The sequence below is a fragment of the Polynucleobacter sp. HIN6 genome (assembly GCF_030297575.1).
GTDB lineage: Bacteria > Pseudomonadota > Gammaproteobacteria > Burkholderiales > Burkholderiaceae > Polynucleobacter.
In genome coordinates, this window is sequence record NZ_AP028137.1 from 884813 (window position 1) to 905898 (window position 21086).

19 protein-coding genes and 3 tRNA genes are annotated in these 21086 nt (G+C 49.4%); 15 read left to right on the top strand and 7 right to left on the bottom strand.

Features of this window, described 5'->3' with window-relative positions:
- Window positions 1–18: 18 nt before the first annotated feature.
- Together acnB and QUE66_RS04560 are read right to left on the bottom strand one after the other, a co-directional pair.
- Window positions 19–2604, bottom strand: a complete 2586-nt coding sequence (gene acnB / locus QUE66_RS04555) for a bifunctional aconitate hydratase 2/2-methylisocitrate dehydratase (protein WP_286224648.1) — start codon at window positions 2602–2604, stop codon at window positions 19–21.
- A gap of 96 nt (window positions 2605–2700) precedes the next feature.
- Complete coding sequence (locus QUE66_RS04560; RefSeq protein WP_286224649.1) at window positions 2701–2889, bottom strand: superinfection immunity protein; 189 nt, start codon at window positions 2887–2889, stop codon at window positions 2701–2703.
- A 92-nt stretch (window positions 2890–2981) separates the two neighbouring features.
- On the opposite strand from QUE66_RS04560, the gene QUE66_RS04565 reads away from it, so the two are divergent.
- The 4 genes from QUE66_RS04565 to ftsB are packed head-to-tail and all read left to right on the top strand — an operon-like array spanning window position 2982 to window position 7198.
- On the top strand, window positions 2982–4643 hold the full coding sequence (locus QUE66_RS04565; RefSeq protein ID WP_286224650.1) for a CTP synthase: 1662 nt from the start codon (window positions 2982–2984) through the stop codon (window positions 4641–4643).
- 10 nt (window positions 4644–4653) lie between these two features.
- Window positions 4654–5517, top strand: coding sequence for a 3-deoxy-8-phosphooctulonate synthase (gene kdsA, locus QUE66_RS04570; RefSeq protein ID WP_286224651.1), 864 nt, complete (start codon window positions 4654–4656; stop codon window positions 5515–5517).
- A gap of 51 nt (window positions 5518–5568) precedes the next feature.
- Window positions 5569–6861 (top strand): phosphopyruvate hydratase, encoded by a 1293-nt coding sequence (gene eno, locus QUE66_RS04575; RefSeq protein ID WP_286224652.1) that lies wholly within the window; start codon window positions 5569–5571, stop codon window positions 6859–6861.
- Window positions 6862–6874: 13 nt separating this feature from the next.
- The gene (ftsB, locus tag QUE66_RS04580) at window positions 6875–7198 is read left to right on the top strand and encodes a cell division protein FtsB (protein ID WP_286224653.1); all 324 of its coding nucleotides are present in this window, start codon (window positions 6875–6877) and stop codon (window positions 7196–7198) included.
- Here ftsB and hslO read toward each other — a convergent pair whose 3' ends face one another.
- Window positions 7199–8173, bottom strand: coding sequence for an Hsp33 family molecular chaperone HslO (gene hslO / locus QUE66_RS04585; RefSeq protein ID WP_286224654.1), 975 nt, complete (start codon window positions 8171–8173; stop codon window positions 7199–7201).
- 38 nt (window positions 8174–8211) lie between these two features.
- Between hslO and gltX the strand changes: the two genes are divergently transcribed.
- The 8 genes from gltX to QUE66_RS04625 all read left to right on the top strand — a co-directional run bounded on the left by gltX (window position 8212) and on the right by QUE66_RS04625 (window position 13230).
- Entirely contained in the window at window positions 8212–9615 is a 1404-nt protein-coding gene (gene gltX, locus QUE66_RS04590) for a glutamate--tRNA ligase (protein WP_286224732.1), read from the top strand.
- 34 nt (window positions 9616–9649) lie between these two features.
- Window positions 9650–9725: transfer RNA gene (locus QUE66_RS04595), tRNA-Ala, on the top strand.
- Between the two features lie 19 nt (window positions 9726–9744).
- A tRNA-Glu gene (locus QUE66_RS04600) sits at window positions 9745–9820 on the top strand.
- A 31-nt stretch (window positions 9821–9851) separates the two neighbouring features.
- Window positions 9852–9928: transfer RNA gene (locus tag QUE66_RS04605), tRNA-Asp, on the top strand.
- Between the two features lie 114 nt (window positions 9929–10042).
- Window positions 10043–10636, top strand: a complete 594-nt coding sequence (locus QUE66_RS04610; protein WP_286224655.1) for a hypothetical protein — start codon at window positions 10043–10045, stop codon at window positions 10634–10636.
- 52 nt (window positions 10637–10688) lie between these two features.
- Window positions 10689–10868 (top strand): hypothetical protein, encoded by a 180-nt coding sequence (locus QUE66_RS04615; RefSeq protein WP_286224656.1) that lies wholly within the window; start codon window positions 10689–10691, stop codon window positions 10866–10868.
- Window positions 10869–11050: 182 nt separating this feature from the next.
- A complete protein-coding gene (locus QUE66_RS04620) occupies window positions 11051–12124 on the top strand; it encodes a TauD/TfdA family dioxygenase (protein ID WP_286224657.1) in 1074 nt (357 codons plus the stop codon).
- A 110-nt stretch (window positions 12125–12234) separates the two neighbouring features.
- Entirely contained in the window at window positions 12235–13230 is a 996-nt protein-coding gene (locus QUE66_RS04625) for a Bug family tripartite tricarboxylate transporter substrate binding protein (protein WP_286224658.1), read from the top strand.
- Window positions 13231–13274: 44 nt separating this feature from the next.
- Here QUE66_RS04625 and QUE66_RS04630 read toward each other — a convergent pair whose 3' ends face one another.
- From QUE66_RS04630 to QUE66_RS04645, 4 genes are read right to left on the bottom strand one after another with little or no spacing between them, the layout of a single operon-like run.
- A complete protein-coding gene (locus QUE66_RS04630) occupies window positions 13275–14120 on the bottom strand; it encodes a M48 family metallopeptidase (protein WP_286224659.1) in 846 nt (281 codons plus the stop codon).
- A 40-nt stretch (window positions 14121–14160) separates the two neighbouring features.
- Complete coding sequence (locus QUE66_RS04635) at window positions 14161–15801, bottom strand: thiamine pyrophosphate-binding protein (RefSeq protein ID WP_286224660.1); 1641 nt, start codon at window positions 15799–15801, stop codon at window positions 14161–14163.
- 40 nt (window positions 15802–15841) lie between these two features.
- Window positions 15842–16471: a hypothetical protein gene (locus QUE66_RS04640; RefSeq protein WP_286224661.1), complete on the bottom strand. Its 630-nt coding sequence runs from the start codon at window positions 16469–16471 to the stop codon at window positions 15842–15844.
- A gap of 34 nt (window positions 16472–16505) precedes the next feature.
- Window positions 16506–17420: a LysR family transcriptional regulator gene (locus tag QUE66_RS04645; protein WP_286224662.1), complete on the bottom strand. Its 915-nt coding sequence runs from the start codon at window positions 17418–17420 to the stop codon at window positions 16506–16508.
- Between the two features lie 128 nt (window positions 17421–17548).
- Here QUE66_RS04645 and gcl point away from each other — a divergent pair, with 128 nt between their 5' ends.
- Genes gcl through glxR form a run of 3 tightly spaced genes read left to right on the top strand, consistent with a single transcriptional unit; the run spans window position 17549 to window position 21086 of the window.
- Entirely contained in the window at window positions 17549–19339 is a 1791-nt protein-coding gene (gcl, locus tag QUE66_RS04650) for a glyoxylate carboligase (RefSeq protein ID WP_286224663.1), read from the top strand.
- A 31-nt stretch (window positions 19340–19370) separates the two neighbouring features.
- Window positions 19371–20147, top strand: coding sequence for a hydroxypyruvate isomerase (hyi, locus tag QUE66_RS04655; protein WP_286224664.1), 777 nt, complete (start codon window positions 19371–19373; stop codon window positions 20145–20147).
- Between the two features lie 39 nt (window positions 20148–20186).
- Window positions 20187–21086, top strand: coding sequence for a 2-hydroxy-3-oxopropionate reductase (glxR, locus tag QUE66_RS04660; protein ID WP_458574881.1), 900 nt, complete (start codon window positions 20187–20189; stop codon window positions 21084–21086).

A 21086-nucleotide genomic window follows, 5' to 3' on the forward strand; every position in this document is an offset into this window, starting at 1 on the left:
AATCGTTTAAGGGAAGACTTAAACGCTGACGGTATCCGCAACTTCACTAAAGTCTTTGATCTTGTCAAAATTCATATAGCGATACACATCATTGGCTTTGGCATTGACCGCTTGGAACTGTTCCAAGTACTCCGCCATGGTGGGTATGCGACCCAAGAGGGCGGCAACCGCAGCCAGCTCCGCAGAGGCTAAATACACCCGTGTATCAATTCCTAAGCGATTAGGGAAGTTACGTGTCGATGTAGAAACCGCTGAGGCACCCTTGCGCATCTGCGCTTGATTGCCCATGCACAACGAACAACCTGGCGACTCCATGCGTGCACCCGTGCGACCCAAAATGCCGTAATAACCTTCCTCGGTAAGGATCATGGCATCCATCTTGGTGGGTGGCGCGATCCATAAGCGCGTTGGAATATCAGTTTTACCTTCGAGGATCTTGCCAGCCGCACGGAAGTGACCGATATTGGTCATGCACGAACCAATAAATACCTCATCGATCTTGTCACCTTGAACCTCCGAGAGATATTTGACATCATCGGGATCGTTGGGGCAGGCCAAGATGGGTTCCTTGATCTCGTTCATATCGATCTCAATAATCTCAGCGTAATCTGCATTCTCATCGGCCTTGAGCAATTGTGGATTTGCAATCCAGTTCTCCATCGCCTTAATGCGACGCGCGAGCGTACGTTTATCTTCATAGCCATTCGCGATCATCCACTTCATGAGCGTAATGTTGGAGCGCATGTACTCAATGATGGGCTCTTTGTTGAGATGCACAGTGCAACCACCGGCTGAGCGCTCGGCCGATGCATCGGAAAGTTCAAAGGCTTGCTCAACCTTGAGATCAGGCAGGCCCTCAATCTCGAGGATGCGACCCGAGAACACATTCTTCTTGCCTTTTTTCTCGACGGTGAGTAAGCCACGCTTAATCGCAAAGAGGGGAATGGCATTCACTAAGTCGCGCAATGTAATGCCAGGTTGCATTTGACCTTTAAAGCGAACTAAGACAGACTCGGGCATATCCAGAGGCATGACACCGGTGGCAGCCGCGAATGCGACCAGACCCGAGCCAGCGGGGAAGGAGATGCCAATTGGGAAACGAGTATGGCTATCACCACCCGTGCCACAGGTATCAGGTAATAGCAAGCGATTTAACCAACTGTGGATCACGCCATCGCCTGGGCGCAGTGAGACGCCGCCGCGATTGGTCATAAACGATGGCAGTTCATGATGGGTACGAATATCCACTGGCTTTGGATAGGCCGAGGTGTGGCAGAACGACTGCATCACTAAGTCTGCCGAGAACCCAAGGCAGGCGAGATCTTTGAGTTCATCGCGGGTCATGGGGCCGGTTGTATCTTGCGAACCAACGGTGGTCATATGGGGCTCGCAGTAGGTACCGGGACGAACGCCTTGACCTTCTGGCAAGCCACAGGCACGACCGACCATCTTCTGCGCCAAGCTAAAGCCCTTCTTGTTATCAGGTGGGCTAATCGGTACTCGGAACTCGGTCGATGCAGGTAAGCCCAGTGAGGCACGCGCCTTGGCGGTTAAGCCGCGACCAATGATGAGTGGAATACGACCGCCGGCGCGGACCTCATCGAGAATCACCGGTGACTTCAGGGTGAACTCCGCAATCACTTTGCCATCTTTGAGCACTTTGCCTTCATAGGGGCGAAGTTCAATGACATCGCCCATATTCATTTGATTGACATCGAGCTCAATTGGCAGGGCACCCGCATCTTCCATGGTGTTAAAGAAGATCGGTGCAATCTTGCCACCTAAGCAAACGCCGCCAAAACGTTTATTGGGAACGAAGGGAATGTCTTGGCCAGTCCACCAAAGCACAGAGTTGGTAGCCGATTTACGAGACGATCCGGTACCTACGACATCGCCCACATAGGCAATTTGATGACCCTTTTGTTTAAGAGCCTCAATTTGTTTCATGGGGCCACGCACTCCAGCCTCATCAGGCTCAATACCCGGACGGGGGTTCTTGAGCATGACGGTCGCATGGAGCGGAATATCTGGACGGCTCCAAGCATCGGGGGCCGGGGAGAGGTCATCAGTATTGGTCTCACCAGTTACCTTGAAAACCGTGAGGGTCATGGACTCAGGGACGGCGGGGCGGCTGGTAAACCACTCGGCATTCGCCCAGCTCTGAATAACAGCCTTAGCATTTGCATTACCTTTCTCTGCTAAGTCATTGACGTCATTAAAGTAATCAAACATGAGTAAGGTTTTCTTGAGGGCTTCGGTCGCAGCAGCGCCACACTCCTTATCCTCAAGCAATTCAACCAATGGCTTGATGTTGTAGCCCCCAAGCATGGTGCCCAAGAGTTCGGTCGCTTTGACTCGGGAGATAACGGGGGACTGCAGCTTACCTTTAGCAAGCGCATCTAAAAACTCGGCCTTGACCTTGGCGGCTTCATCCACCCCTGCAGGCACACGATAGGTAATTAAATCAAGGAGTTGTGCCTCTAGACCCTTAGGGGGGTTCTGAAGCATTTTGACCAATTCAGCGGTTTGATCCTTGGTTAATGGGAGGGCGGGGATGCCTTGCGCGGCACGTTCGGCTACATGGGATTGGTATGCGTCTAACATAAGATTCCTGATCAGAAGTGGGCCAAAAGAACAGGCTATATTGTAAAACTTTACTGACAGCGGATCTAGTGAAAATACCCCTAATCAGCCTGATATTTACAGGATCTCTTCGTCCTTCAGCGCCCAAACCAGAGCAATTACCCAGCCAATTAAGGACCACCCTAAAAAGAGGTTCAGGGCAAAAATAGCCCCGGTATTGGCGCGTTTACGGTAAAACGCAATCGCCACCGGCAGGAAATAAAACAGGGATAGAAGGGTGATGAGGATGGCGAAAAATAAACGCATCCCTAATTTTACTTAGGGCAAGTCCGAAGTCTCTTTTTTTCAATCCGCTCCAGCTATCGTTATAATTGCGTATTACCAATAGACGTTAAGCGATGACCAAATACGTTTTTGTCACTGGTGGTGTAGTTTCTTCTCTCGGAAAAGGAATTGCAGCCGCCTCGCTTGCCGCGATTCTTGAATCACGCGGCCTGAAAGTCACCCTCCTAAAATTAGACCCCTACATCAACGTTGACCCTGGAACGATGAGTCCGTTTCAGCACGGAGAAGTATTCGTGACCGAAGACGGGGCTGAGACCGATCTCGATTTGGGTCATTACGAACGCTTTGTGAGCGCCAAGATGCGCAAGAGCAATAATTTCACCACCGGTCAAATTTATGAGTCGGTGATTCGCAAAGAGCGCCGTGGTGAGTATCTCGGCAAGACAGTTCAAGTGATTCCCCACATTACCAATGAGATTCAGGCCTTTGTGGAGAAGGGTGCTAAAGCCAGTCATGATGGCCATGCCGATATTGCCATTTGCGAGATTGGCGGTACCGTCGGTGATATTGAATCACTCCCGTTCTTGGAAGCAGCCCGCCAAATGAGCTTGCGACTTCCTAAAGGTGATTGTGCATTTGTGCATCTCACCTTGGTACCCTGGATTCAGAGTGCGGGTGAGTTGAAGACCAAACCCACCCAACACTCTGTGCAAAAACTGCGCGAGATTGGGATATTGCCTACCGTCCTATTGTGCCGCGCCGATCGTGAGATCCCCGATGACGAGCGCGCGAAGATCTCCTTGTTCTCGAATGTACGCGAAGAAGCAGTGATCTCCGTTTGGGATGTCGATACGATTTATAAGATTCCGAAGATGCTGCATGAGCAGGGGATGGATGAGCTCTTATGCAAGGAGCTCAATATTCAAGCTAAGCCTGCCGATCTCTCGATGTGGGATTCCTTGGTATACGAGCTTGAACATCCTCAATACGAGGTCACGATTGGTATGGTGGGTAAATATGTGGACCTCACCGAATCGTATAAATCATTGATTGAAGCACTACGCCATGCTGGCATTCATAATCACACCAAAATTAATATTCGCTACATCGACTCCGAACGCCTAGAGCAGGGCAATCTAGAGTGTCTCTATGATCTCGATGCCATCTTGGTACCGGGTGGATTTGGTAAGCGTGGGACCGAGGGGAAAATCAAAGCCATTCAGTATGCGCGCGAGAACGACGTGCCGTATTTAGGCATCTGTTTGGGAATGCAACTTGCTGTGATCGAGTTTGCTAGGCATGTTGCGAAGATTGAGGCGGCCAACAGCACCGAGTTTGATCCAGAGACCCCTAATCCAGTTGTGGCACTCATTACTGAGTGGCTCAACCGAGAGGGCAAGATTGAAAAACGTGCAGCCGACTCCGATATGGGCGGAACAATGCGCTTGGGTTCACAAAAATGCCCAGTGAAGCCCAATACACTTGCTCACAGCATTTATGGTGCCGAAGTAAATGAGCGTCACCGCCATCGCTATGAGGTGAATAATATCTACGCTCCAAAGCTTGAGAAAGCCGGCATGATTATTTCTGCGCGTACCCCCAATGAAGATTTGCCGGAGATGATGGAGTTGCCTAAATCGATGCATCCATGGTTCTTTGGTGTGCAGTTCCACCCCGAGTTCACCTCAACCCCAAGAGCTGGCCACCCCTTGTTCTTGGCATATATCCGCGCAGCACTCGCGCGTCAAACTGCTAAAACAGCAGTCGCTGCGTAATTGGATCTTTATGTTTAATCATTTGTGTGGCTTCGAGATTGGTTTAAACAAACCATTCTTCTTGATTGCGGGCCCGTGCGTGATTGAGTCGGAACAGTTTTCCATTGACACGGCTGGTCAGATCAAAGCAATTTGTGCCGATCTCAACATCCCCTTCATTTACAAGTCCTCCTTTGATAAAGCCAATCGCTCCTCAGGATCCTCCTTTCGGGGACTGGGAATGGAAAAGGGCTTGGCAATCTTAGAAAAGGTCAAGAAGCAAGTTGGCGTTCCCGTTCTCACCGACGTACATGAAATCAGTGATGTGGCAGCGGTAGCCTCCGTAGTTGATGTTTTGCAAACCCCGGCGTTTCTCTGTCGTCAGACAGACTTCATTGCTGCTGTTGCTCAAAGTGGCAAACCAGTCAATATCAAGAAGGGGCAATTTTTATCCCCGTATGAGATGGGTAATGTGGTCGATAAAGCGCGGGCTGCTGCGCGTGAGAAAAACCTACCCGATCAGTTTATGGTGTGTGAACGTGGCGCCAGCTTTGGCTATAACAACTTAGTCTCGGATATGCGTAGCCTCGCCATCATGCGCGCGACGCAAGCCCCCGTTGTGTTTGATGCAACCCATTCTGTGCAATTGCCCGGTGGTCAAGGCAGCAGTAGTGGTGGGCAGCGTGAGTTTGTGCCGGTGCTAGCGCGCGCAGCGGTAGCAGTCGGCATCAGCGGTCTCTTCATGGAAACCCATCCGGATCCAGCTAAGGCTTTATCGGATGGCCCCAATGCAGTGCCGCTCAATCACTTAAAAGAGCTATTAGCAACGCTGCAACAGTTGGATCGTGTTGTGAAACAAGCCAATATGTATTTAGAAGACCGATTTGTGGGTTGACCCTTAGTCAATCATCGACCTTCATCACCGAACAGATATTTAGGAGAGAGCATGAGCGCAATTGTTGACATTATTGGTCGTGAGATCCTGGACTCGCGTGGTAATCCCACCGTCGAGTGCGACGTTCTGTTGGAATCGGGTGTCATGGCACGCGCTGCGGTTCCATCTGGAGCCTCGACTGGCTCGCGCGAGGCGATCGAGTTGCGTGATGGTGATGCAAGTCGTTATCTGGGCAAAGGTGTACTAAAAGCCGTTGAGAACATCAATACCAAAATTGCTGAAACGGTGTTGGGTCTAGATGCGAGTGAACAAGCGTTTCTGGATCGCACCCTCAATGATCTTGATGGCACCCACAATAAAGCCGGTCTTGGTGCAAACGCCACCTTAGCCGTATCGATGGCCGTAGCACGCGCCGCTGCAGAAGAGGCCGGCTTGCCACTCTATCGCTATTTTGGTGGCTCAGGCGCCATGCAATTGCCGGTCCCCATGATGAACATCGTCAATGGCGGTGCCCACGCTAACAATAGCTTGGATATTCAAGAGTTCATGATCATGCCAGTGGGTGTGGATAGTTTTCGGGAGGCGTTGCGCTGTGGTGCCGAGGTCTTTCATGCCCTCAAAAAAATATTGCACGATAAAAATATGCCAACCTCGGTGGGTGATGAAGGTGGCTTTGCGCCCAACTTCAAGAGCAATCAAGAGTGCCTAGAAACCATTCTGAGTGCGATTGAGAAAGCGGGCTATCACGCCGGTGATGATGTGTTGCTGGCCTTAGATTGTGCGGCGAGTGAGTTCTATAAAGATGGCAAGTACCATTTATCAGGCGAGGGTTTGCAACTGAGCTCCGCCGAGTTTGCGGATTACCTCGGCAATTTAGCCAATCAATTCCCGATCGTATCAATTGAAGACGGGATGCATGAGAGTGATTGGGATGGCTGGGCGACCTTAACTCAAAAGCTTGGTCAAACTATCCAGTTGGTTGGGGACGATCTATTTGTCACCAATACTCGCATTCTCAAAGAGGGGATCGACAAAGGGATTGCGAACTCGATTCTGATCAAGATCAACCAAATTGGCACGCTCACTGAGACCTTTGCGGCGATCGAGATGGCTAAACGCGCTAATTACACCGCGGTGATCTCACATCGCTCTGGTGAGACCGAAGACAGTACGATTGCCGATATTGCAGTGGGTACCAATGCTGGTCAAATTAAAACCGGTTCCCTGTCTCGCTCCGATCGGATCGCGAAGTACAACCAGCTCCTGCGCATTGAAGAGGATCTGGGTGATGTGGCGAGCTATCCCGGTAAGGCTGCGTTCTACAACCTGCACAATTTAAAGTAAGTCTGCTTGCGTAATGCGCCTGATTATCTACTCGATGTTGGGGTTGCTGATCGTGATTCAGTATCCGCTCTGGTTTGGTCAGGGCGGATGGCTCAAGGCCTATGAGCTAGAGCGTCAGCTCGATGCGCAAATCCAGAAAAATAAAGCCTTAGAAATTCGGAACAATAAACTGGCTGGCGATGTAAAGGATTTAAAAGAGGGCACACGTGCAATTGAAGAACGGGCCCGATCAGAGCATGGGATGCTCAAAGAGGGCGAATATTTTGTGCAGATCGTGCCAAAAGAAGGCGCGCCTCAGAGCCCAAATACTACTCAGGTACCCGTACCCAAACAATAATTAGTGTCCTTTGGAAGGTGGTCGCACAGCATCGCTGAGCGTCGTGCTAGCGAAGGCTTGTTTGCAATCAACGGTATCAAAACGATATTGCATTCCACAAAAGTCGCAGCGAGTCTCTACGGCACCGAGTTCGGCCAATATGCTATCGACCTCTTCTTGACCTAACATTCGAATGACATCTGCGACTCGCTCACGCGAGCAACGGCAGGCAAACCGAACGAGGCGTATTGGAAAGCTACGCACACCAAAGCGCTCAGATTCTTCAAGAAATAAGCGACGCAATAAGGTTTCAGGCGCAACGTCTAAGAGCTCTTCATTGGTAATGGTGCTTCCTAGCATCTGAATGCGCTCCCAACCCTCGGCCATCATCTTGGGGTCATATTGAGAGGCGCCACCGGCATCGGGCATGCGTTGCAATAAAAAACCGCCCAAGGATTTTGAACTTGAGGCGAGCCAGATACGGGTATCAATTTGTTCGGAGCGTTGCATATATTGCATGATGGCCTCTGCGACCGTTTCAATCGGCTCGTCCAAACCGGGGTGGGTGGAGGATGGTCGTTTTAATGCCACGATTCCTTGATAGGGTGTTTGGGATGGCTTGCGATCGATCGGATCGAGGGTGATGGCTAAGCGCCCTGAGCCCTCTGCATCAAGTAATTCAGCGAGAGTGGCATTATCAGGAATTTGACCAAAATCCGGATTGAGGGTGACACTCGCCCGAATCTCAAGTTGGGATGTGCATTCAACCACCAAGAGCTGAATTGGCCCCTTACTCTGGGCTTGAATAATTAAAGTGCCATCGAGCTTGATGCTAGCCGTTAAGAGCGTGGCTGCTGCAATAAACTCGCCCATCACCTTTTGCACCGCCGGTGGGTCATTGCGCAGGGCCAAAATGTTCTGCCACGCACTACCAATCGAGACAAACTCACCCCGCACGGGGGCGCCGTCACACACAAAGACCAAAAGCTGATTCATCCGAAAAATATCCTAAGCAGTTCTGACCTGAGATAATACTGCCCATGCGTATTCGAACTCGTTTTGCCCCAAGCCCAACCGGCTTTATTCATTTAGGTAATCTGCGTAGTGCCTTGTACCCCTGGGCCTTTGCGAGAAGTAAGGGTGGGGACTTCATCTTGCGGATTGAAGATACTGATCAAGAGCGCTCCTCCCTCGAGGCAGTTGAGGTGATCTTAGAGGGAATGCATTGGCTGGGCTTAGATCCCGATGAAGGCCCGATTTATCAAATGCAACGCATGGACCGCTATCGTGAAGTTCTCAAGCAAATGCTAGCGGATGGCTCGGCATACTATTGTTATATGAGCGAAGATGAGCTCAATCGTCTGCGTGACCAGCAAATGGCTAATAAAGAGAAGCCTCGCTACAACGGCTTTTGGCGCCCCGAACCTGGCAAGACATTACCAGAACCTCCCAAAGATGCTTTACCCGTAATTCGTTTTAAAAACCCAATTGGCGGCTCAGTCATTTGGAAAGATGCCGTTAAGGGGATGATTGAAATTAGTAACGATGAGTTAGATGATCTCATCATCGCCCGTCCCGATGGCACTCCTACCTATAACTTCTGTGTGGTAGTGGATGATCTCGACATGCAAATTACCCATGTGATTCGGGGCGATGATCATGTGAACAATACCCCACGGCAAATCAATATTATGAAAGCGCTTGGTGGTACGCCGCCGGTCTACGCGCACCTACCAACGGTCTTGGATGAGAGTGGCGAGAAGATGAGTAAGCGCAATGGTGCTTTGAGTGTGCGCGACTATCAAAAAATGGGCTATCTACCTGAAGCGGTCCTAAACTATCTCGCGCGCTTAGGCTGGTCGCACGGCGACGCTGAAATCTTTACGCAAGAGCAGTTTGTGAAATGGTTTGATTTGGAGCACTTGGGTCGCTCACCCGCACAACATAATCCCGAGAAACTACTCTGGCTCAATCACCACTATATTCAGCAGGGCGATGCAAAACGACTTGCGCAGTTGTGCATGCCGTTTATCCATCAGCAGGGAATTGATCTCTCGCAAGGCCCTGATTTTGAGTCCGTGGTTAACTTACTTAAAGATCGTGCGAACACTTTGTTAGAGATCGTCGAAGGTGCCAAGCTTTTCTATCAGGGCCGACCCAATATCAATAATGAGCAAATCTCACAAAATATTCCAAATGCTGTGATCCCAGCCATTACTGATTTTAGAGAGCGACTGTTAGCATCAAATCCCAAAACTAAGGAAGAGATCGCTACTCAGCTGAAAGCGACGCTCACCCAGTTTCAACTCAAGATGCCCGCCTTGGCAATGCCAATCCGGTATGCGCTATTTGCCACCACCCAAACGCCAGCGCTTGATGCGGTGATTGCGGTGATGGGTAAGGACGAAGTTGTCGAGCGTCTCTCAAAAATAGGCTAAAATCTTGGATTGTTTTGAAAGTGCACCAATATAAGGGGGTATAGCTCAGCTGGGAGAGCGCTTGCATGGCATGCAAGAGGTCAGCGGTTCGATCCCGCTTATCTCCACCAACAAAACAAGTAGTCCAAGGTCCCCATCGTCTAGAGGCCTAGGACATCACCCTTTCACGGTGAGTACGGGGGTTCGAATCCCCCTGGGGACGCCAGTCATGCAGTGACGCGCATGATGCAGTATCTGGAGCGGTAGTTCAGTTGGTTAGAATATCGGCCTGTCACGCCGAGGGTCGCGGGTTCGAGTCCCGTCCGCTCCGCCAATTTCCAAAAGCCACCTTCGGGTGGTTTTTTCATTTCCTGGTCATGAAAACCACTATCATTACAACAATATTCTCGTTTGAGGTATTTTTGTTAATTAACCATAGAGGAATTTCATGAAGAAAATTGCACTTGTAAGCGCAGCCGTATTAATGATGGGCACATCCGCTGTCATGGCCCAAAATAAACCACAGGCAGTGGTTGCTGTTGAAACTGCTCCAGGCGTCTTAAAAGTAGCTGAAGGTGTTCAGTTCCAAGGCAAATTCAAATCAGTAGATCCAAAAACCCGTGAAGTGGTGATTGTTGGCCCAAATGGTAATGAGTACAAAACCGTGTTGGGTGATGAGGTCAGAAACTTTAATCAAATAAAAGTGGGCGATATTGTTACGCTCACTCATGTTGAGATCCTCGTGGCTGACATTAAAAAGCCAAGCAAAGTTGAAATCCGTGAGCGTGTTGAAACCGAAAAGGCAGCGCGTGCAAAGTTGGGTGATAAGCCTGCTGCTGCGATCGAGCGTCAAGTCACTGTAGTTGCTGACGTAACCGCTGTAGATGAAAAGAAAGGTACTATCACTCTGCGTGGTGCTACCCGTACATTGGATCTAAAAGTGAAGGATCCAAAAGTACTCAAGGGCGTTAAAGTGGGTACACAAGTTGAAGCAACTGTTACCGAAATCATTGCGATTGAAGTAACTGCTCCCAAGAAGTAATTTATACCGTATTGAAAACCCGTCTAGTGTGAACTAGGCGGGTTTTTTCATCATGACCCTCAAGAAAACCGATTTAGCAAAACGCCAAGGTCTTCAGATCGCGCTGCGCCTGAAAAATGCCAGCAAGGCTGATTTGCAAAACAAGCAAACAAAGTCAAAATCAAACGCCAAACCTGCACCTCTATTGCAGTCAATTTTGCGCAAATCCAAACAAGACGACCCCAAGCGCTAAATTAGTATTAGCCCGAAGTCATTTAGAGTCATCTACCCAATTTAGATATAAAGAGTATTCACATCCAAACTAATTGATCTGATTTCCTCTATTTTTGCTTAAATTTGGGCTATTTTTGTAATAGACTAATTTCAGTTCATCAGGAAGTGATTACCAAGCAAAGATCCGAACGGGGGCGTACGATGAGAACAAGTCAAGCAGTTAATGCCGTGGGTAGTATCCCCAAATCGATTGATGGACCGTGCACATGGCGAGGCGCCGACCTTGCTCAAAAATCGGATTGGATCGTGCACTGGACTCCGGAACAAGTCGCCGAACTCGAGCGCGCTGCGGAGCACTTTGCTAGCACCGGACTTGCTCTTGAGAACATCACACCCGCGAGTTTTCCTCTTCACAATCTAGAACCATTTATTCAGGGACAATTGCAAGAGCTCTTGCATGGCCGTGGCTTTGTGATGCTGCGAGGGTTGCCAATCGCAAACTGGTCGATTGAGAAAGCCGCCACCATTTACATGGGGATCGGTCGTCACATGGGGAGTTTGCGCAGCTCCAATGGCAAAGGACATCTCTTGGGTCATGTGCGCGATCAAGGCGCCAAAGTGGAGGCGGGTGCGCGTTTTTACCAAACCAACAAGAAGCTGGACTACCACACTGACTCCGCGGACATTGTGGGCCTCTTGTGTCTACAAAAGGCAAAGCAGGGTGGTGAGTCCTTCATCGCCAGCTCAATGGCTGTTTACAACGAACTTGTGAGGCGCCGCCCCGATCTCATTCCTGCGATGTTTACTCCGTATCCCACCGATCGCCGTGGCGAAGTTCCCGAAGGACGTGACCCCTGGTTTGAGATCCCCATCTTTAACTGGTATCACGGTGAACTATCGTGCGTTTATCTACGCCATTACATTGAAGAGGCGCAACGACGCTTTCCCAATGCGCCACGCATCACCAAAGAACAGGTGGAGGTCATGGACTTGATCGATGCAATCTTGCAAGAGCCCGGATTTGCTCTGCAGATGGCATTTGAACCTGGCGATATTCAGCTTTTGCATAATCATCAAATTCTGCATTCCAGAAATGATTTTGAGAACTGGCCTGAACCTGAGCGTCATCGTCATTTGCTAAGACTCTGGATTGCCCCGCCATCTGGACGACCTTTGCCCGATTACTTTGCATCTCGTTGGGGCAATACGACCCCCGGGGATCGGGGCGGCATTATTGTGCCGGGCACCAAACTCTCAGTGGAATTGAGTATTTAGCCCCTAAAAGAGTAAAAACCTAGTTTTAACCCTGATTGGTTTCCCAAAAATCGACTTGTAGTATGGGTTGTTGTGCCTATAAAAACATCCCATTGTGGAGGAGACCTACTATGTTGAAGTCTAGTAAACGCCTAATCGGCAAATCGATTCTTGCGGGATTGGTTGCAAGTGCGCTTGGTATCAGCCCAGCAATCGCGCAAAACTATCCCAATAAGCCCATTACCTTAATTGCCCCATACGCAGCTGGGGGTGATAGTGATTTCTCAGGCCGCAATTTAGCTGCTGTTGCAAGCAAATTAATTGGGCAGCCAGTTGTAGTTCAGAACGTAGTTGGCGCCTCTGGCACGATTGGGTCTCAAAAGGTAAGCGCTGCGCCACCCGATGGATATACCTTATTAGTATCACGCGGCGGATCCCAAGCAATTGTGCCGGCGCTTGATAGTAAAACACCATATAAATGGAATGATTTCACGATGATTTCCTTGTTGGATTTCAATCCAGTGGTGTGTGTGGTCAAAAATGACGCACCCTATAAGACCATGAAGGATCTTATTGATGCAATCCGCGCTAATCCCGGTAAGCTCAATTACGCAACTGCTGGCCCTGGAACAACACAACATTTAGCAGTGGAAGTCATGCTCAGTCAGCTTGGATTGCCATCTACTGCTGCCATGATGATCCCGTATAAAGGAGGTGGCGAGGCAACTACCGCATTATTAGGTGGTCAAGTGCAATTCATCTGCAACAATCTCACCACCATGGTTGGTCAAATTAAGGGCGGTGCCATGCGCGCACTGGTTACATCAACCCCTAATCGCCTAAAGGACTTCCCAGATGTGCCAACCGCCAAAGAAATGGGCATCGGCAACCTAGAGCAAGTCATGGGATGGAGTGGTTTGTATGGGCCCCCAGGATTACCTGCTGAGGTTGTGAACAAATGGCAAGCTGTTTTGAAGGAAGTCGCCAAAGACCCAGCTTGGTTACGTGGAAACGATACCGTTGGTGCAATCCCAGCGATTCGGTCACCCCAAGATACCGAGAAATTTGCCCGAGAGCAATTTGAGCTCTATAGCAAACTTGGAACACAACTTAACCTTAAGAAATAACCAAAACATCTTAAAAACCACGGCCCCAAAATCTGGGGCCGTTTTTATTTGGTCACATTCTCTCGCTTTGCCGCCTCGTATAAGGGCATGACCTTCGGTATCAATGCAGAAAGCTCTTTAATACGATTCTCATTGGAGGGGTGGGTCGATAAAAACTCAGGTGGGTTCTTGCCCTGACTTTCTTTACTCATCTTTTGCCACAGCGTTATCGCAGCGCGAGGATCATAGCCACCACGCGCCGCAAGCTCTACGCCAATCGCATCAGCTTCGCGCTCATTCTGGCGAGAGTTAGGAAGTACCATCACGTATTGCATGATTTGATTGGCTGCATCAATCGATTGTGCCGAGCCCGCTCCAGCAGCAGCAAGCGCAACATTACTAATAATGTTTTGGGCTAATGCCTGGGAAACTTGCTCCCGTCCATGTTCTCGTACGGCATGAGCAATCTCATGACCCATGATGGCTGCAATTTCATCATCATTGAGGTTAAGTTTATTAATGATCCCGGTATAAAAAGTAATCCGACCACCAGGTGCGCAGGTGGCATTCACAATAGGGGAATCAATCAACTGTAGACCCCAGTTCCAATTGCGGGTATCGTCCCGAAATACCGCGGTCTGTGGAATCAGTCGATTGGCGATGGTCTTGAGGCGCTCATATTCTGGGCCACTGGTAATGAGGATTTTTTTCTTCTGCGCCGCCTTCGCCTGTTGCTCAAAACTAATCGCCGACATCCGATCAATTTGCGCTGCGGAGATCATCATGAACTGCGAGCGTTGCACGCCTACAACCCCAGGACGGCTAGTATTGGCGCACGCCACCAAGAGGCAGCTTGCTACCAAAATACCAACAACTGCTTGAATAAAACGCGGGCGATACATCAGGTGCATGGTCGTTAAACGCCTGATACGTAACAGCGGATGACCCTAACTAACTGCGCTTGAGATTGGGGGCAGGTAAGCCCTCGATCAAGATGTTCAAGATCGCTGGTAAGCCTTTGGCCTGTAAGCGCTGCGCAGCAGGTAAGACATCAACCGCATCAGTCACTAACTCTCCAGCACCACCAAACGCCTCTGCAACCTGATCATAGCGGGAAGGTAAAAGCTCACATCCCTTAGCCCTTTCTTGACCATATTCCCGTATCTGAATCTGATACTCGGCATTCCAGCAGGCATCATTGCCCACGACCCCAATGAATGGCAGTTGATAGCGAACGGCAGTATCGAGCTCGGACGAATGAAAGCCAAAGGTGCCATCTCCCATCACAGCAACAACTGGCACGCCTGGCTTAGTGTACGCAGCTGCAGTCGCAAAGGGCAGTGCTGCACCTATCGAACCAGCAACACCATTAATCACTCGGTTGGGTGCATGCAGGCAAGCCTGTGCCCATTGGCCAATTTCACCACCATCTGCTACCAGTACTGAATCTGGATGGGAGTCGAGGATGGCTTGTAAGGCAAGCATTGCTCTGCCTGGGTGCGCATGCTTGGGTGTCTTAGATGTAGCGGTTGACCAAGTATTGGGGCGATAAGCGATTGCCTCCTTGACCCATGGCAACCAACTAGTATCTTGAGATTTAGCTTGATCACTCTTAGCAGTTTGCAATAAGGTCTCAATAGATGGAAGTAAATCAGCTTGTACTGCCAACTCCAACCGCGAGCCGAGTGCATTCTGAGAGCGCTGCAGTTCATCCGCCTCTGAGTCAATTTGCATAAAGCGCGCATCGGCTTTGAAAGTTGGCGAGTTACCAAACTTGAGCGTGAAGTCCAGTCGTTTCTCAAGCAATAAGACACAATCACTTTGTGCTAGCACCTCAGCAAAGGCGCCTAAACTGGGATCGCCTACGCCACGAGGACTTTCTGTGGCAATCACTGGCACGCCAAGCGCTTCGCTTAATTGGTGAAGTTCCTTAGCGTATTGGTAGCAACCACGCGGACCCACTAAAACCACCGGCTTTTGCGCAGCACGTAACTGCTTTACGATCAACTGTGCATTCTCCGAACTTAAGGGAGGGTTTGATGCAAGTTTGGGCGCACTAGGACTCGGTGTTGCAGATGCAGCTGTTAATGGATTCTCAAGCGCATCGGATGGCAGGCTCAAATGAACGGGGCCCGGTCGACCCGATTGAGCAATTGCACAGGCTAACTCAAAATCGGCTGCTAAATATTGGGGGCCTGCACAGGTCCAGGATGCTTTGCATAAAGGCGCGGCAATATCAGCTTGGGACATTTCTTGGAAGGCGCCTTTGCCTAATTGGTTGAGGGGGGCATGACCAGATAACAGCACCACCGGAGCTTCGGCCATTGCCGCGGTATATAAAGCGGATACCGCATTGGCATGGCCTGGCCCACCTGTGACCATTGCAATGCCCACTTTGCCACTCAAGCGAGCATATGCATCGGCCATATGAACGGTTGCCGCTTCATGACGCGTATGAATTAATTTAATCGGGTGATCAATCACAGCATCAAAAATGGGCATGATGTGATTACCAGAAAGGGTAAATATTGAATTCACACCCTGTGCCTTAAAGGCATCCACCAATAAATGCGCACCAAGCCGTTCTGCCATGATTGCTCCTTAATAATTGCTTTATTTTAATTAGACGTTCTTATTTTTTCTGGGTAGCAGCAGTAGGAGCCGTAAAGGATGCAGCCATTGCATCGTATAAAACAATCTTGACCTCGTCGTTGACGGCAATATCCTTAAGTAGGGCCGCATTCTTGATGCGGTAGGTATCGGGCTTACCTTTGGGACCCTTAACCGAGATGGTCATCTTCTGGCGATCAATACCAATCACGGTGGCAATAATTGTGGTGGTATTAGAAATGACTGAAGCGGGCTTGCTGCCAAGTGGAGCAGAGGTTTGGCTGGTGGTTTGTACTTCGCTGCGAATACCCTGGTTGTTGACCTTAGCCAATTCAATTACAACTGCTAACTCATGCGTGACGGTAAGACGATCGCCCACTTTAATTTGGGGGAAGTTCTTGATCTCAGGCCCTGCAACAAAATTGGTCACTGTGCCGTCTTTATCTTTTAGGGTAACCGTGCGCGTTTTGCTATCGACCTTTGTTACTACTGCATCGACTAATTGATAGACCTCATCAATCCCAGCAGCCGCGATCGGAGCCTTATTGGGGTCAACCATTGCCGGCTTGTTTTGGGCAAAGCCAGTAGAAGAGAGGCCAATGCCTATAGCGAGGATTGCAAGATTTTTTGAGATGTATAACGATGAGTTCATGATTTTGAGCAATAGTTGATTTAACACCAAATGATTATGACCCGATTTCTCTGGCCCACCAGTTTCCCTTAAATTGACCTGCGAGCCAATCGATTAATTTACTAACTTTACTCGTTAGCAGTCGTGGTGAGCTATAGACCGCATGGATCTCTTGAGCGGGCATGGTCCAATCTTCTAACAAGGGCTTAAGGTGTCGGCTTTGAACGGAGGTATAGGCTACATACCAGGGAAGGGCAGCAATTCCGAGATGTTGCCTGGTTGCAGATAGAAGTGCTGAGAGATTATTGGAGTAGAGGGGTCCTTGCACCTGAATTGATTTGTTGGAGCCGTCACGACCAGTAAATTGCCAACGATGGTCTCCTTGAACGGAGCTGTAGATCAGTGCGGTATGACGACTTAAATCACTGGGTATGGAGGGCGTGCCAGCTTGCATGAGGTATTCAGGGGTAGCGACTAGGACCCAGGGATTGAGACCCAAAAAGCGTGCACCCAAACTGGAATCGGATAGACGCCCCATCCGAATCGCTAGATCAACACCTTCCTCAACCAAATTAATGTAGCGGTCATCTAAGTTGAGGCTTACCTGTAACTGTGGATGATCCCTCATGAACTCTAGGACCAGCGGAGTCAGTACACGACGACCGAAGGCGACCGAGCTACTGATATTGAGTTTGCCTTGTACTTCGGTTTGTAAGAGGCCGGCTAGATTCTCGGCATCCTCAACTTCATGAATAATTGTTTTGCACTTCTCATAATAAATCTTGCCGATTTCGGTGGGCGTTACCCCGCGGGTACTGCGATGGAGCAGAAGGGATCCCAGGCGCTTTTCAAGGGCGGCGACATGCTTGGTGGCGGTGGGTTGAGTTATTCCCAAACTGCTCGCAGCTTTGCTAAATGATCCCGTTTCGACCACTCGTATGAATAAGGAAATGCCTTGAATTCGATCCATAAATTATTGATTTAAATGAATTAAAACTAATATATTCCAAAATAGAATAGATGATATTAAGGTATCACACTTCTCAGAATACCTCAATTTAAGGATGATTCATTCATCTTATTCAAAAGGAGGCAACAATGGCACTCATGAAAGCCGCAATGGCAGCTGTTTTGGTAATGGAAAAAGAGGGCATCACCACCGCGTTTGGCGTTCCTGGTGCCGCGATTAATCCCCTGTACGCACAATTACGCGAGCGTCAATCCATCACCCATATTCTGGCACGTCACGTCGAGGGCGCATCTCACATGGCTGAGGGCTACACCCGTGCCAAGGCTGGCAATATCGGTGTTTGTATCGGTACCTCCGGCCCCGCTGGAACGGACATGATTACTGGCTTGTATTCAGCAAGCGCAGATTCAATTCCAATCCTTTGTATTACAGGCCAAGCACCACGTGCCCGTCTCTATAAAGAAGATTTCCAGGCGGTTGATATCGAGAGTATTGCCAAGCCAGTGACCAAAATGGCCGTAACCGTGCGCGAGCCTGGTTTGGTACCTCGCGTATTTCAGCAAGCCTTTCATGTAATGCGCTCAGGACGTCCTGGCCCTGTACTGATTGATTTGCCGATCGATGTGCAGTTAGCCGAGATCGAGTTTGATATCGATACCTACGAGCCATTGCCGGTTTACAAACCATTTGCCAATAAGAAGCAAATTGAGAAGGCCATGGAGATGTTGATGTCAGCCGAGAAGCCATTGATCGTGGCGGGCGGCGGAATCATTAATGCAGATGCCGCAGATCTTTTAGTGGAGTTTGCCGAGATTACTGGTGTTCCTGTGATCCCAACATTAATGGGTTGGGGTGCAATTCCAGATGATCATCCCTTGATGGCTGGCATGGTGGGTTTACAAACCTCGCATCGTTATGGCAATGCCACGATGTTGGCCAGCGACTTTGTATTAGGAATCGGTAATCGTTGGGCCAATCGCCATACTGGTTCGTTAGAGGTCTACACCAAAGGCCGTAAGTTTGTACACGTCGATATTGAGCCAACTCAGATTGGTCGCGTATTTAATCCTGACTACGGCATTGTGTCTGATGCGAAGGCTGCCCTCGAACTCTTCGTTGAAGTAGCCAAAGAGTGGAAGGCGAAAGGCAAGCTCAAAAATTACAGCGATTGGGTCTCGCGTTGCCAAGAGCGTAAGCGCCTCATGCTTCGCAAAACAAACTTTGATAATGTACCCATCAAGCCTCAGCGTGTTTATCAAGAGATGAACCAAGCGTTTAAACGCGATACCGTTTATGTATCAACCATTGGTCTTTCACAAATCGCTGGCGGCCAGTTCTTGCATGTCTATGGTGCACGTCAATGGATTAATTGCGGTCAAGCAGGCCCCTTAGGTTGGACTGTGCCAGCTGCACTTGGTGTGTTGGCTGCTGACCCAACTCGCACCGTCGTTGGTCTTGCAGGTGATTATGACTTCCAGTTCTTGATTGAGGAATTGGCCGTTGGCGCTCAGTTTAAATTACCACTCGTCATGGTTCTCGTGAACAACAGTTACTTAGGCCTCATCCGTCAGGCGCAGCGTGGCTTCGATATGGATTACTGTGTACAGCTCGCGTTTGACAATATCAACGTACACGATGACAACCTGAAGGGCTATGGCGTTGATCACGGTAAGGTGGTTGAAGGCTTAGGTTGTAAAACCTTGCGCGTTACCCATCCAGGCAAGATTCAGGAGGCTTTGATTGAGGCCCAGAAGATGGCCAAAGAGTATCGAGTCCCCGTAGTTGTTGAAATCATTTTGGAGAAGGTCACCAATATCGCCATGGGTACCGAGATCAATAATGTCAACGAGTTTGAGGACATTGATTGCCGTCACCCAGCCGGTACTGAAGGTTTGGTAACGGCCGGTCTTTTAGAATAAATCTTTTTTAAACTCACATAGAGGAACTGGAATGCCAAAGTTTGCTGCAAATCTAACCATGTTGTTTAATGAAGTGCCCTTTATGGAGCGCTTTGATCGTGCAGCCGCTTGTGGTTTTCAGGCAGTCGAGTTCCTCTTTCCATATCCGTTTGCAGCGAGCGAGATTAAAGCAGCGTTAGATCGTAATCAACTCAAACTGGTGTTGCATAATTTGCCTGCTGGTAATTGGGAGGCGGGTGAACGTGGCATTGCGTGCCTGCCCGATCGAGTCGAGGAGTTTAAGTCTGGCGTTGCTAAGGCGATTGAATATGCCAAGGCTCTCGGGGTTGGTCAGCTCAATTGCTTGGCCGGCAAAGTTCCAGACGGCGTTGATCACAAGACCTTGCACGCAACATTTGTTAGTAATTTGCGGTACGCAGCGGCTGAACTGAAAAAACATCAGCTCAAATTGCTGATTGAACCTATCAATACATTTGATATCCCTGGTTTCTTCTTGTCTACCACCGCCCAAGGAATTGCAATCTTGGATGAGGTGGGTGCCGATAACGCTTTCTTGCAATACGACATCTATCATGCCCAACGCATGGAAGGGGAGTTAGCCAATTCCATGAAGAAGTACCTCAGTCGTATTGCGCATCTGCAGTTAGCAGACAACCCTGGTCGTAATGAGCCCGGGACTGGTGAAATTAACTACGCCTATTTGTTCAAGTTCATTGATCAATTGGGATATCAAGGTTGGATCGGCTGCGAATATAAGCCAGCCACCACCACGGAAGCCGGCTTGGGTTGGTTGAAGTCGATCTCCTAAAATCAATTTATTTCGTTATTTTTCTTCAAAGGGATTGCTATGAGTGCAAAGAAATTGGGTTTTGTTGGATTAGGCATTATGGGTTCACCAATGGCTGGTCATTTGATTAAGGGTGGTCATTCGGTCTATTTAGCAACCCGTAGCAAAGTACCCGAGGAGCTCATCAAGGCCGGCGGGATTGCCTGTAAGACCCCTGCCGAAGTGGCCCAACATGCCGACATCATCTTCACAATGGTTCCTGATACACCCGATGTTGAAAAAGTTCTGTTTGGGGAGAACGGTATCGCGTCCGGAATTAGTAAAGGCAAGATTGTGGTGGACATGAGTTCCATCTCACCGATTGCGACCAAAGAGTTTGCTAAAAAGCTCAACGATCTTGGGTGTAACTATGTCGACGCCCCGGTATCGGGTGGTCAAGTAGGCGCACAAAACGCCACGCTCTCGATTATGGTTGGAGGAGACGAAGCGGTATTTAATCAAGTCAAGCCGCTCTTTGAGCTCATGGGTAAAAACATTAACCTAGTGGGCGGTAATGGAGCAGGGCAAACCGCAAAAGTGGCTAATCAAATCATTGTGGCTCTCAATATTGAGGCGGTTGGTGAGGCTCTCTTATTTGCTGCTAAAGCAGGTGCTGATCCAGCTAAGGTTCGTCAAGCCTTGATGGGCGGCTTTGCAAGCTCGAAAATTTTGGAAGTGCATGGTGAGCGCATGGTCAATCGCACCTTTAATCCAGGCTTTCGGATTGAGTTGCATCAAAAGGATTTGAACTTGGCGCTTAGCAGTGCCAAAGCACTCGGCGTTTCATTACCCAATACGGCAACTGCCCAAGAGTTATTTAACTCCTGCGCAGCTCACGGTGGCAAGGCCTGGGACCATTCAGCCATGGTAAAGGCGCTCGAGACCTTAGCTAACTTTGAGATTGGACAAAAAGCAAACTAA

Coding starts and splice junctions, on each gene's coding strand:
- glxR (WP_458574881.1), top strand. CDS start 20,187: ATGAGTGCAAAGAAATTGGGTTTTGTTGGATTAGGCATTATGGGTTCA.
- hyi (WP_286224664.1), top strand. CDS start 19,371: ATGCCAAAGTTTGCTGCAAATCTAACCATGTTGTTTAATGAAGTGCCC.
- ftsB (WP_286224653.1), top strand. CDS start 6,875: ATGCGCCTGATTATCTACTCGATGTTGGGGTTGCTGATCGTGATTCAG.
- QUE66_RS04635 (WP_286224660.1), bottom strand. CDS start 15,801: ATGGCAGAACGGCTTGGTGCGCATTTATTGGTGGATGCCTTTAAGGCA.
- QUE66_RS04645 (WP_286224662.1), bottom strand. CDS start 17,420: ATGGATCGAATTCAAGGCATTTCCTTATTCATACGAGTGGTCGAAACG.
- QUE66_RS04640 (WP_286224661.1), bottom strand. CDS start 16,471: ATGAACTCATCGTTATACATCTCAAAAAATCTTGCAATCCTCGCTATA.
- QUE66_RS04610 (WP_286224655.1), top strand. CDS start 10,043: ATGAAGAAAATTGCACTTGTAAGCGCAGCCGTATTAATGATGGGCACA.
- QUE66_RS04630 (WP_286224659.1), bottom strand. CDS start 14,120: ATGCACCTGATGTATCGCCCGCGTTTTATTCAAGCAGTTGTTGGTATT.
- QUE66_RS04565 (WP_286224650.1), top strand. CDS start 2,982: ATGACCAAATACGTTTTTGTCACTGGTGGTGTAGTTTCTTCTCTCGGA.
- kdsA (WP_286224651.1), top strand. CDS start 4,654: ATGTTTAATCATTTGTGTGGCTTCGAGATTGGTTTAAACAAACCATTC.
- gcl (WP_286224663.1), top strand. CDS start 17,549: ATGGCACTCATGAAAGCCGCAATGGCAGCTGTTTTGGTAATGGAAAAA.
- acnB (WP_286224648.1), bottom strand. CDS start 2,604: ATGTTAGACGCATACCAATCCCATGTAGCCGAACGTGCCGCGCAAGGC.
- QUE66_RS04620 (WP_286224657.1), top strand. CDS start 11,051: ATGAGAACAAGTCAAGCAGTTAATGCCGTGGGTAGTATCCCCAAATCG.
- eno (WP_286224652.1), top strand. CDS start 5,569: ATGAGCGCAATTGTTGACATTATTGGTCGTGAGATCCTGGACTCGCGT.
- QUE66_RS04615 (WP_286224656.1), top strand. CDS start 10,689: ATGACCCTCAAGAAAACCGATTTAGCAAAACGCCAAGGTCTTCAGATC.
- QUE66_RS04625 (WP_286224658.1), top strand. CDS start 12,235: ATGTTGAAGTCTAGTAAACGCCTAATCGGCAAATCGATTCTTGCGGGA.
- hslO (WP_286224654.1), bottom strand. CDS start 8,173: ATGAATCAGCTTTTGGTCTTTGTGTGTGACGGCGCCCCCGTGCGGGGT.
- QUE66_RS04560 (WP_286224649.1), bottom strand. CDS start 2,889: ATGCGTTTATTTTTCGCCATCCTCATCACCCTTCTATCCCTGTTTTAT.